This window comes from Streptomyces sp. rh34 (assembly GCF_002551245.1).
Lineage (GTDB): Bacteria > Actinomycetota > Actinomycetes > Streptomycetales > Streptomycetaceae > Streptomyces.
This window is the reverse complement of sequence record NZ_NTGZ01000259.1, coordinates 1-10,427: the sequence shown is the minus strand read 5'-3', so window position 1 is coordinate 10,427 and position 10,427 is coordinate 1. Positions and strand designations below refer to the sequence as shown.

Genomic DNA, 10,427 nt, shown 5'->3' with positions numbered 1-10,427 from the left:
GCCGCCGCAGGAGTGCCCGCCGGAGCCGTCGCCGCCGGAGTCGCCCCCCGACCACCAGCCGCCGGAGCCGCCTCCGCCGTCGGCGGAGGCTCCGCTCGCGGAGCGGCGGCGTCCGGCGCGCGGCTTGGACGGTCCGCGCCCGCCGGTGACCCGCAGACCGGCCAGCAGCGCTCCGATGACGACCACGGCGACCAGCACCGCGATGAAGACGCTCATGCTCCCCACCCGCCCTTCTTTCCCCCGAAGCGAGGTCCCCCGTCGCTTCCCCGTTGTTGTGTGACAGGGGGATTCCCCCGCACTCCGCGCGCCAAAGCGGACTTGAGCAACTCCAGAGCTTCGGCCCAGGATGGCGCCCATGACACAGGGACGAGCGACCCAGGGAACCCGGGCGGACGGGCGGCCACTGCTCAACCGCCGCCTCGCCGCGTTCGGCACGACGATCTTCGCGGAGATGTCCGCGCTGGCCGTGCGGACCGGCTCCATCAACCTCGGCCAGGGCTTCCCCGACACCGACGGCCCCGAGGAGATCCGGGAGGCGGCGGTCCGGGCGCTGCGCGCCGGGCACGGCAACCAGTACCCGCCGGGCCCCGGCGTCCCGGAGCTGCGCACCGCCGTCGCCGCCCACCAGCAACGCTTCTACGGCCTGACCTGGTCCCCTCAGACGGAGGTCCTGGTGACGACCGGGGCCACCGAGGCGATCGCCGCCTCCCTGCTCGCCCTCCTCGAACCGGGCGACGAGGTCATCGCGTTCGAGCCGTACTACGACTCGTACGCCGCCTGCATCGCCATGGCGGGCGCGAAGCGCGTACCCCTCACCCTGCGCGCCCCGTCCTTCCGCCCGGACCTCGACGAGCTGCGCACCCTGATCACCCCGCGCACCCGCCTCCTGCTCCTGAACACCCCGCACAACCCGACCGGCGCGGTGCTCACCTCCGACGAGCTCGCCGGGATCGCGGCCCTCGCGGTGGAGCACGATCTGCTGGTGGTCACGGACGAGGTGTACGAGCACCTGGTCTTCGCGGGGGCGCACCACCCGATCGCCGCCCTGCCCGGCATGCGGGAGCGCACGGTGTCGATCTCCTCGTCGGGCAAGACGTTCTCGTACACCGGGTGGAAGATCGGCTGGGTCACCGGGGACGCGCCGCTGGTGGCCGCCGTGCGCGCGGCGAAGCAGTATCTGACCTTCGTGAGCGGGGGCCCGTTCCAGTACGCGATCGCCGAGGCGCTCGCCCTGCCCGACGCCTTCTTCACCGAATTCCGAGAGGGCATGCGCCGCAAGCGGGATCTGCTGGCGAAGGGGCTGCGCGCCGCGGGCTTCCGGGTGTACGAGCCGGAGGGGACGTACTTCATCACCACCGACATCTCCCCGTTCGGCGACGAGGACGCGGGCGCCTTCTGCCGCGCGCTCCCGGAGCGCTGCGGGGTGGCTGCCGTGCCGAACTCGGTCTTCTACGACGACCCGGAGGCGGGCCGCAGCCAGGTCCGCTTCACCTTCTGCAAGAAGGACGAGGTCCTCTCGGAGGCGGTGGAGCGGCTGGCACGGCTGGGCTGAGTACGCGGACGGCCCGGGCGGCGGTCGTGGTGACCGCTTGCCCGGGCCGCTGCCGTGGACCGTGGGGTCAGGAGCCCGCGGGCTCCTCGCCCTCCGTCGCGCCCTCGGCGGGCTGGATGCCGAGGCGCTCGACGAGCCACTTGTCGAACTCGATCGAGGCGCGGACCCAGCTCACCGTCGAGGAGACGAAGTGCTCCAGGCTGACGCCGGTGCCGATGAGCATCTGCGCCTCACCGATCAGCCGGACGGAACCCGCCTCGCCCTCCTCGCCCTCGTGGGCGTGGGTGTAGACCTTGGGCCACAGGGTGCGGCGGTTCCAGTCGTCGATGGCGTCCAGCAGGACGGGACGCTGGTCGAGGTCGTGGGGGCGGTCGTAGAACGTGCGGACCGAGAACACCTGCTGCTCGTCCTCGCCCCGGAACATGAAGTACGTCCGGAACTCTTCCCACGGCGCCGCGAGGTCGCCCTCGTCGTCGACGACGTACTTCAGCTCCATCTGATCGAGGAGCTGCTTGACGAGGTCCTGGTCAGGGACGACGGGGCCCTCCGGTCCTGCCGCCTGCGGTTCGGGCTGGCCCCCGAAATTAGGAATCGAGGACGGATCGATGCTCACCGTTATTTCCCTTCGTGACGAGTACGGCCATCCTCTCCCATGGCGGGCGGGGCATGGCAAGCCCGGGCGGCCCCGATCCGCCACAAGCTGACAGACAGCGCGCGGGGGCGGGAGCCGCCGGACATCGGCCGGGCGTCGGCCGGACACCCACCGACAGACTGCGACGCCCCATGACCGGTGGTTACGAGGCGGGGCCGACGATCAGCCCGTCCTCGGCCCGCTCCACCCGTACGGTGTCACCGTCGCGGACCTCGCCGGACAGGATCTCCTTGGCGAGCCGGTCGCCGATCGCGGTCTGGATGAGCCGGCGCAGCGGCCGCGCCCCGTACGCCGGGTCGTTGCCCTCCTCGGCGAGCCAGGCCAGCGCCTCGGGCGAGACCTCCAGGGTGAGCCGCCGGTCGGCCAGCCGGGCTGCCAGCCGGTCGATCTGGAGCCCGGCGATGTGCGCGAGCTCGTCGCCGGACAGGGCGGAGAAGACCACCAGGTCGTCGAGCCGGTTGATGAACTCCGGCTTGAAGGAGGCCCGCACCACGTCCAGCACCTGCTGCTTCTTGACCTCGGGCTTGACCAGGGGGTCCATCAGGAACTGGCTGCCGAGGTTGGAGGTGAGGACGAGGATGGTGTTGCGGAAGTCGACCGTGCGGCCCTGGCCGTCGGTGAGCCGGCCGTCGTCGAGGACCTGGAGCAGGATGTCGAAGACCTCGGGGTGGGCCTTCTCGACCTCGTCGAGCAGCACGACACTGTACGGGCGGCGGCGGACGGCCTCGGTGAGCTGGCCGCCCTCCTCGTAGCCGACGTAGCCGGGCGGGGCGCCGACGAGGCGGGCGACGCTGTGCTTCTCGCCGTACTCGCTCATGTCGATACGGATCATGGCCCGCTCGTCGTCGAACAGGAAGTCCGCGAGCGCCTTGGCCAGCTCGGTCTTGCCTACGCCGGTGGGCCCGAGGAAGAGGAACGACCCGGTGGGCCGGTCGGGATCCGCGATGCCGGCCCTCGTGCGGCGTACGGCGTCGGACACGGCCTGCACGGCCTCGCTCTGCCCGATCAGCCGCCTGCCCAGCTCGGACTCCATCCGCAGCAGCTTCTGGGTCTCGCCCTCCAGCAGCCGTCCGGCCGGGATGCCGGTCCAGGCGCCGACCACGTCCGCGATGTCGTCCGGGCCGACCTCCTCCTTGACCATGGTGTCCTTGGATGCCTCCTGCTCCGCCTCGGCGGCCTCCTCCAACTCCCGCTCCAGGCCCGGGATCTCCCCGTACAGCAGCTTGGAGGCGGCGTCGAAGTCGCCGTCACGCTGAGCACGTTCGGCCTGGCCCCGCAGCTCGTCGAGGCGCTCCTTCAGCTCACCGACCCGGTTGAGACCCTGTTTCTCCTTCTCCCAGCGGGCGTTGAGGCCGCGCAGCTCCTCCTCCTTGTCGGCGAGGTCGCGGCGCAGTTTCTCCAGGCGCTGCTTGGAGGCGGGGTCGGACTCGTTCTTGAGCGCCAGCTCCTCCATGCGCAACCGGTCGACGGAGCGCTGGAGTTCGTCGATCTCCAGGGGCGAGGAGTCGATCTCCATGCGGAGCCGGGAGGCGGCCTCGTCGACCAGGTCGATGGCCTTGTCGGGGAGGAAGCGGGAGGTGATGTAGCGGTCGGAGAGGGTGGCCGCGGCCACCAGCGCCGAGTCCGCGATCTGGACCTTGTGGTGGGCCTCGTAACGGCCCTTGAGCCCGCGCAGGATCGCGATGGTGTCCTCGACGGAGGGCTCGGCGACCAGCACCTGCTGGAAGCGCCGCTCCAGGGCGGGGTCCTTCTCGATGCGCTCGCGGTACTCGTCGAGCGTCGTCGCGCCGACCATGCGCAGCTCACCGCGGGCCAGCATCGGCTTGAGCATGTTGCCCGCGTCCATGGCGGAGTCGCCGCCGGCGCCCGCGCCGACGACGGTGTGCAGCTCGTCGATGAACGTGATGATCCGGCCGTCGCTCTCCTTGATCTCGGAGAGGACGGTCTTCAGGCGCTCCTCGAACTCGCCGCGGTACTTCGCGCCGGCGACCATCGCGCCGAGGTCCAGCGAGACGAGCCGCTTGTTCTTCAGGCTCTCGGGAACGTCGCCCTTGACGATGCGCTGGGCGAGCCCTTCGACGACGGCGGTCTTGCCGACGCCGGGCTCACCGATCAGGACGGGGTTGTTCTTCGTCCGGCGCGACAGCACCTGGACGACGCGGCGGATCTCCTGGTCGCGGCCGATGACCGGATCCAGCTTGCCCTCGCGCGCGGCGGCCGTGAAGTCGGTGCCGAACTTCTCCAGGGCCTTGTACTGACCCTCCGGGTCGGGTGTGGTCACCCGGCGCCCTCCCCTGCTCGTCTCGAATGCGGCCAGCAGCTTCCTGGCACTGGCGCCCTGCCCGTCGAGGATCTCACCGGCACGGCCGCCCTTGGCCGCGATGCCGATCAGCAGGTGCTCGGTGGAGAGGTAGTCGTCGCCCAGCTCCTTCGCCCGCTGGGCGGCGTCCTGGATGACGGCGAGCAGCTCGCGGTTGGGCCCCGGCGGGGCGACGGTGGAACCGGTGACACTGGGCAGCGTCCCGAGCAGCCGCTCGGTCTCGCCCCGCACCGCCGCCTGGTCGGCCTCGACGGCCGCGAGCAGGTCGACGATGTTCGCGCTTGCTTGCCGGCCTTCGCCCTCCAGCAGCGCGAGAAGCAGGTGTCCCGGCGTGAGATCGGCGTGCCCGTCCTTCACGGCCCTGGCGGTGGCCGCGTTGATGGCGTCCCGGCTCTTGTTGGTCAGCTCGGCGTCCACGTGTGGTTACTCCTCCTCGCAGCTGGCGGTTGATGCGTTGCCTTAATCAACCTGCACAAAGTTGAGTCTATTCCACTCAAGGCCGGGCGCGCACCCGCTGCGGGCGCCGGTGCGGGTTTCCTCGTTACGCACACGCGCCGCGGGCGCTCCGGATCAGCCCTCGTACGCTGCCCCCATGGCAGACGTACACGACCCCGCTCCCGCCTACGTCGCGTTCTGGCGCGAGAGCCACCTGTCCACCCTGACGACCCCCCGCCCGGACGGCACGCCGCACGTGGTGCCGGTGTGCGTGACGTACGACCCGGAGGCCGGGGTGGCGCGCGTGATCACCGACGGGGGCAGCCGGAAGGTGGCCAACATCCGGGCCGCGGGCCCCGGCGGGGCACGCGTGGCCGTCTGCCAGATCGACAGGGCCCGCTGGGCGACCCTGGAGGGCGTCGCGGTCATCCGCACGGAGCCGGAGGCCGTCGCGGACGCGGAGGCCCGCCACGAGGCGCGCTACGGCCGCGCCCCGCGGATCAACCCGACCCGGGTCGTCATCGAGATCACCCTCGACCGGGCGCTCGGCAAGGCCTGACGCGCCCCCGGACGCCATCCCCGTACGGGGAACGTCACAGCCGCTCCGTACGGGAACAGCACAACGGCGCCACCGTGTTCAGGTCACGGTGACGCCGCTGTGTGGGGGAAGCGCCGGAGCGATAGGTGACGACGGGGGAATCGCTCAGGCACTGCGGGGGGTGGCGGAAAGGGGTTCTGCGTCGAACAGCTCGTGGTCCCGCTGATCGAGATTGACGAAGATCATGCCGTACCTGACGGCACAGCGGACCGGCTGCGGCGCACCGCGCGGCCGGCGGAGACAGCGATAGGCGCGGACGTCCTCGTCCTCTTCCATCACCACGACGATCGGCTCTCCGAACAGGGTGACCATCAACGAGTCGCCACGGCGGGGGAGGGCCGTGAGCAGATCGATGAAATGCCACCCTGAGCGATAGGCGGTTGCCATCTCGCGCCGGAAGGTGCGGTCGTCCGGCGGGGTGGTCATGCGACCGTGCGGGCCGGAGCGACCCAGCCGATGTCACCCGGGGCGGCGGGCGCGAACCAACCGATATCACCCGGGGCCGAGGCGGGTGCGGCCCAGCCGATGTCACCCGGGGCCGCGGCGGGCGCGCCCCAGCCGATGTCACCGGGTGCTGCAGCCTGAACAGCCTTCTGCTCGCCGCTGCCGCCCATGACGCCGACGCCCGTCAGCCCGAGTCCAAGGGCCGCGACGAACGAGGCGGCAAGCGCCGAGCGAAGCATTCGCTTGTACATAGTCGGCTTCGTCCTCACTTGTGGATTCTTCTCCCCCGCACCTAAGACGATGTCCCACCTGGGCACGCGAACACCACCGGGTCGATGCATCATGTTCCTGAATGTTCAGGAACCTGGGGGGTGGAGAAATGACCACAAGCCACATAAATGCGACACATCCTCACGGGATCACCGAACTGTGCGAAGCAGGGGGACGTCTTTACGCCACCGCACTCCGGTCCGGCCGCATCGCCCGATCCGAGCTGGAACCCGCTCCGTGCCTGATGGAATTCGCCCTGCTCCATCCCGACCCGGACGACCCGGGCTGGCTCCGGCCGGTGCCGCCGTCGGCGGCGCTGGCCCAGCACCTGCATCCCATAGAACGCGAGATCCAGGAACGCCGACGGCATTCGGTGGAACTGACCGAGTGCTTCGAGCCTTTCATGGACATCAGCGCCCAGGGCCCGCCCACGACCCATGCCATCACCGTGCTGGAGGGCGTGAACCGGATCAACGCGGCCCTCGACCTCGCGACCACGGAGTGCCGGGCCGAGGTGCTCACCGTCCAGCCGGGCGGCGGACGGAACGAGGACCAGCTCAGCAAGTCGCTGGAGCGCGGGCTGTCGGTCGTCCATCGCGGGGTGCGCATCCGCACCCTCTACCAGCACACAGTGCGCCACAGCCCCAGCACCCTGGCCTACGCCGAGCGCATAGCCAACGACAACGTGGAGATCCGGACGCTCGAAGAACTCATCGAGCGCCTGATCGTCTTCGACCGCACGGTCGCCTTCATCCCCGCGCAGGACGACCGCCAGGTCGCCCTCGAACTGCGCCACCCCGGCCTCGTCGAATACCTCGTGAAGGTCTTCGAACAACTCTGGACCCGTGCCGCGCCTCTCCTCGAAGAGGTCAAGTACGACCCCATGCCCCAGGGAATCAGTGGCGTTCAGCGTTCCATCGCCCAACTCCTCGTCGAGGGGCATGTCGACGATTCCATCGCCCGCCGGCTCGGCATGAACGTCCGGACCTGCCGTGCGCACGTGGCCAAACTGTCCGCCGCTCTGGGCAGCAGCAGCCGCGCCCAGCTCGGCTATCTGATCGCCCGTTCGGGAATCCTGGAATCGGGCCCCGATCACGCGATCCCCCCGGGCGCCGGGACCTGACCACGTCCACGACAACGCCCGGGGGGAGGGGGAGTCACAGCCAGGGGTACGTCCGGACGTACGGGCGCCAGGATTTCAGATGTCGCGGCGGACGAAGAGACGGCCACCCGCGAGGGACGCGGCCACCGCCCACCCCACGATCAGCAGCAGACCGTACGGGGCTGCCAGGGCTTCCGGGAAGGCCGACGTGTCACCGAGCAGGGCGTACTGCGCTCCCTCGGGAAGGAACCGGCCCACCTCCGGGAGCTGACCGAGGACCAGCACCTGGCCGAGGGTGCCCCACACGACCAGGCCGAGAACCGCGCCGAGGCGGCTGCGCACGACGAACCCGATCGCCGCGCCCCACGGGCCGGCCAGGGTACAGATCGTCAGGACGGCGGCGGCGGTCGTCCAGGTGGCCCCCTCCACGGCGAGCTCGGCGTCCCTGGCCGCGAGGGCCGTGCAGCCGACGGCGAAGGAGCTCACCACCGCCGCGATGCCGAAGAGCAGGCCGGACAGGGCGGCGGTCAGCAGCTTGGCGGCGACGACCGAGGAACGTCCGGGTGCGTACAGGACCGTGCGGCCGATCGAACCGGAGCTGAACTCGTTGGTGACGTGCAGGGCGCCGAAGAGCCCGCCGAAGAGGGCGGCGGACGCGCCGAGGCCGACGATGTTCCCGGTGAGCCCGGCCCCGGCGGACGCGGGGTCGGACTCCGCGTACACGAGGCCGAACTGCCCCAGGGCGCAGAAGGCCAGGGCGACCAGGAGCAGCACGGGGAGCGCCATGCCCGAGCGGAGCTTGAGCAGTTCCGCGGAGAGCTGGTTGCGCAGGACCTCAGGCATGGGTGACCTCCGTACGGGACGCGGCGGACGCACCCTCGACGAGTGCGAAGTAGGCGTCCTCCAGGCGTCCCCCGCCGCGTCGCACCAGCTCCCGGAGGGAACCCGTGAACAGCACCGAGCGACGCAGCACGACCACGTCATCGACGCTCTGCTCGACCTCGGAGAGCATGTGACTGGCGATCAGCACGGTCCGCCCATCGGCGGCGGAGCGCTCGACGAGGCGGCGCATCCAGCGGATCCCGTCCGGATCGAGACCGTTCAACGGCTCGTCCAGGATGAGAAGTTCGGGATCGGGAAGCAGGGCGACGGCGAGCGCGAGCCGCTGTCGCATTCCGGTGGAGCACGCCTTCACCCGCTTGCGCTCCGCGCCGTCGAGACCGACCTGGTCGATCACCTCGGCGACGCGCGAGGACGACAGCCCCAGGGAACGGGCCGAGATCTCCAGCTGGCGGCGGACCGTCACGCGCGGGTGGAAGCCGATCGCGTCCATGACCACGCCGACCCGCTGGGCCCGCTCCGGAGCGGACAACGGCTCCCCGCCCAGGACCTGTGCGGTCCCCGCGTCGGGGCGGGCCAGCCCGAGCAGGATCCGCAGCAACGTGCTCTTGCCCGCTCCGTTGGGGCCGAGCAGACCGGTGACCTTGCCCGGCCGCAGCGCGAAGCTGACGTCGTCGAGTGCCCTCTGGCCGCCGAACGTCTTCGTCACGTTGGAGAAGACGACGCTGCCGCCTGCCCGGGGCGGATGTTCTGGTCGCACGTGTTCTGTCCTGTCCTGCTGTTCGGTCATGGGGGTTCCGTCGTCGTGGGGAGAGGGAAGGGCCGTACGGATCACGCGGCCACGGAGCACGGCGGTCACGGGGCGCACGGCCACGGGGCGCGGCTGCCCGTCGCCACGGCCGCCGGCCGCGCACCGCGCCTGCCGGGTCACCGCTGGGGGACTTCAGCCAATCAGCCGCCGGGCCGCTCCGGCGGCCCGGCGGACGCAGCTTCCTGCTGGTGGCCCGGCAGGAAGCTGCGACAGGCTCCGACGATCTCCTCAAGATCCGCCACGGCCGCGTGCACACCCTCTCCGAGCAGGACCCCGGTGGGGTTGAGCAGCACCTCGTCCACTCCGGCGCGCCGGTACTCGTCGAGCGTGCCGGCGATCTCCCCGGGGCTTCCCGCCACCACCACCCGGTTGCGCAGCAGGGCGTCCACGGTGCCCGCCGGGTCGTGCGGATCCAGGTCCAGTCCGGCGGCACGGAGCATCGCCGCGTAGTGCGGCGTCGCCACATGGCCGGCGGTCGCGGCGAGCGCCATGCCCCGGACGTCACGGCCGGGACGGTCGACGACGACGTGGACGGAGGTCGCGAGGCGGGGAGGCCGTGGCCTGCCCTCTCCCCCCGCGCCCTCCTGGAGCGCCGGGAGCAGCGTGTCCGCCACATAGGCGGGTGGCGTCATCCACGTGACGGCGACATCCGCCACCTCACCGGCGGTACGCGCCATGCCGGGCCGGAGCACCCCCGCGCCCACCTCGACCCGCGGAGCGTGCGGAAGCTCCGGCAACGTGCCGTGGAGGTGGTGGTACGGGCCGCTGGCCGCTACCGGCTCGCCGTCCAGGAGGGCGCGTACCGACCTCAGGTAGTCGCGGACCGCGGTGCGCGGGCTGTCGTAGGGGCGTCCGGCCAGCCCGGCCACGAAGTCCGGGTTGCCGATGCCGAAACCCGCGACGACCGGTTCGCCGGTGAGCAGCGCCAGCGACCGGGCCTGGAGCGCCGCCTCGTAGGGATGACGCAACGGAAGCAGCGTCACGCTCGTCCCGACCGGGACCGTGTGCCCCGCGCCCGCCAGATACGCCAGCGTCTGATGGGTCTCGGCCCGGAAGGACTGGCACATCCACAGGCGCCGGGCCTCCGAGCGCCGGACGAGCGCCGCGAAGGGGGCGACCAGTTCGGGGTGGTCGGGCTGGAGCGGGTAGAGAACGGCCGGGTTCACCGGAGGTCACCCTTCTGGTCGCGGAGTTCGGATGTCTCGCCGGAACCGCCGGGCAGCGAAGGGCCGCCGGTCTCGGCGGACAGGCCGTGGGCGGAGGCCGACAGACCCCGGGCCGACGCGGACAGTGCGTGCGGGGGCCGGTCCGGGGCCGGGGCGGCACCCGGCTCGTACGTCGCCAGGACGGCCCGGTCGGGGTCCAGCCGGCGCGCGGCCGCCACCACCTGGGCGGGCGTGACG

The 10,427-nt window shown here is 71.4% G+C and carries 11 protein-coding genes and 1 pseudogene; 3 read left to right on the top strand and 9 right to left on the bottom strand.

What is annotated here, in order from left to right:
* The coding region (locus CR470_RS31265) for a hypothetical protein (protein WP_097870845.1) at positions 1 to 216 on the bottom strand (216 nt) is incomplete at its 3' end.
* A 139-nt stretch (positions 217 to 355) separates the two neighbouring features.
* On the opposite strand from CR470_RS31265, the gene CR470_RS31260 reads away from it, so the two are divergent.
* Positions 356 to 1,552, top strand: a complete 1,197-nt coding sequence (locus CR470_RS31260; protein ID WP_097870844.1) for a pyridoxal phosphate-dependent aminotransferase — start codon at positions 356 to 358, stop codon at positions 1,550 to 1,552.
* A gap of 67 nt (positions 1,553 to 1,619) precedes the next feature.
* Here CR470_RS31260 and CR470_RS31255 read toward each other — a convergent pair whose 3' ends face one another.
* Positions 1,620 to 2,165: a YbjN domain-containing protein gene (locus tag CR470_RS31255; RefSeq protein WP_097870843.1), complete on the bottom strand. Its 546-nt coding sequence runs from the start codon at positions 2,163 to 2,165 to the stop codon at positions 1,620 to 1,622.
* A 181-nt stretch (positions 2,166 to 2,346) separates the two neighbouring features.
* Entirely contained in the window at positions 2,347 to 4,941 is a 2,595-nt protein-coding gene (clpB, locus tag CR470_RS31250; RefSeq protein ID WP_097870842.1) for an ATP-dependent chaperone ClpB, read from the bottom strand.
* Positions 4,942 to 5,116: 175 nt separating this feature from the next.
* Between clpB and CR470_RS31245 the strand changes: the two genes are divergently transcribed.
* The gene (locus tag CR470_RS31245) at positions 5,117 to 5,518 is read left to right on the top strand and encodes a pyridoxamine 5'-phosphate oxidase family protein (protein WP_097870841.1); all 402 of its coding nucleotides are present in this window, start codon (positions 5,117 to 5,119) and stop codon (positions 5,516 to 5,518) included.
* Between the two features lie 144 nt (positions 5,519 to 5,662).
* Here the strand turns inward: CR470_RS31245 and CR470_RS31240 are convergent, their stop codons facing one another.
* Both CR470_RS31240 and CR470_RS31235 read right to left on the bottom strand, forming a co-directional pair.
* Positions 5,663 to 5,983: a hypothetical protein gene (locus CR470_RS31240; protein WP_030588701.1), complete on the bottom strand. Its 321-nt coding sequence runs from the start codon at positions 5,981 to 5,983 to the stop codon at positions 5,663 to 5,665.
* On the bottom strand, positions 5,980 to 6,252 hold the full coding sequence (locus tag CR470_RS31235) for a 5'-nucleotidase (RefSeq protein WP_097870840.1): 273 nt from the start codon (positions 6,250 to 6,252) through the stop codon (positions 5,980 to 5,982). Before CR470_RS31235 ends, CR470_RS31240 begins: the two co-directional genes overlap by 4 nt.
* A 101-nt stretch (positions 6,253 to 6,353) precedes the next feature.
* On the opposite strand from CR470_RS31235, the gene CR470_RS31230 reads away from it, so the two are divergent.
* A complete protein-coding gene (locus tag CR470_RS31230; protein WP_179892435.1) occupies positions 6,354 to 7,394 on the top strand; it encodes a helix-turn-helix transcriptional regulator in 1,041 nt (346 codons plus the stop codon).
* 75 nt (positions 7,395 to 7,469) lie between these two features.
* Here the strand turns inward: CR470_RS31230 and CR470_RS31225 are convergent, their stop codons facing one another.
* The 4 genes and pseudogenes from CR470_RS31225 to CR470_RS31210 all read right to left on the bottom strand — a co-directional run.
* Entirely contained in the window at positions 7,470 to 8,216 is a 747-nt protein-coding gene (locus CR470_RS31225; protein WP_097870838.1) for an ABC transporter permease, read from the bottom strand.
* The gene (locus tag CR470_RS31220) at positions 8,209 to 8,973 is read right to left on the bottom strand and encodes an ABC transporter ATP-binding protein (RefSeq protein WP_257138974.1); all 765 of its coding nucleotides are present in this window, start codon (positions 8,971 to 8,973) and stop codon (positions 8,209 to 8,211) included. Before CR470_RS31220 ends, CR470_RS31225 begins: the two co-directional genes overlap by 8 nt.
* A 191-nt stretch (positions 8,974 to 9,164) precedes the next feature.
* Complete coding sequence (gene lxmJ, locus CR470_RS31215; protein ID WP_097870837.1) at positions 9,165 to 10,190, bottom strand: F420-dependent peptide dehydroalanine reductase LxmJ; 1,026 nt, start codon at positions 10,188 to 10,190, stop codon at positions 9,165 to 9,167.
* Positions 10,187 to 10,427 (bottom strand): annotated as a pseudogene (locus CR470_RS31210) (M16 family metallopeptidase); the annotation flags it as partial. The pseudogene CR470_RS31210 and the gene lxmJ, both read right to left, overlap by 4 nt.

Excerpts from the sequence above, each read along its gene's own strand:
- CR470_RS31260 (WP_097870844.1), top strand. The coding sequence starts at position 356 with ATGACACAGGGACGAGCGACCCAGGGAACCCGGGCGGACGGGCGGCCA.
- CR470_RS31245 (WP_097870841.1), top strand. The coding sequence starts at position 5,117 with ATGGCAGACGTACACGACCCCGCTCCCGCCTACGTCGCGTTCTGGCGC.
- CR470_RS31240 (WP_030588701.1), bottom strand. The coding sequence starts at position 5,983 with ATGACCACCCCGCCGGACGACCGCACCTTCCGGCGCGAGATGGCAACC.
- CR470_RS31235 (WP_097870840.1), bottom strand. The coding sequence starts at position 6,252 with ATGTACAAGCGAATGCTTCGCTCGGCGCTTGCCGCCTCGTTCGTCGCG.
- CR470_RS31230 (WP_179892435.1), top strand. The coding sequence starts at position 6,354 with ATGTTCAGGAACCTGGGGGGTGGAGAAATGACCACAAGCCACATAAAT.
- CR470_RS31225 (WP_097870838.1), bottom strand. The coding sequence starts at position 8,216 with ATGCCTGAGGTCCTGCGCAACCAGCTCTCCGCGGAACTGCTCAAGCTC.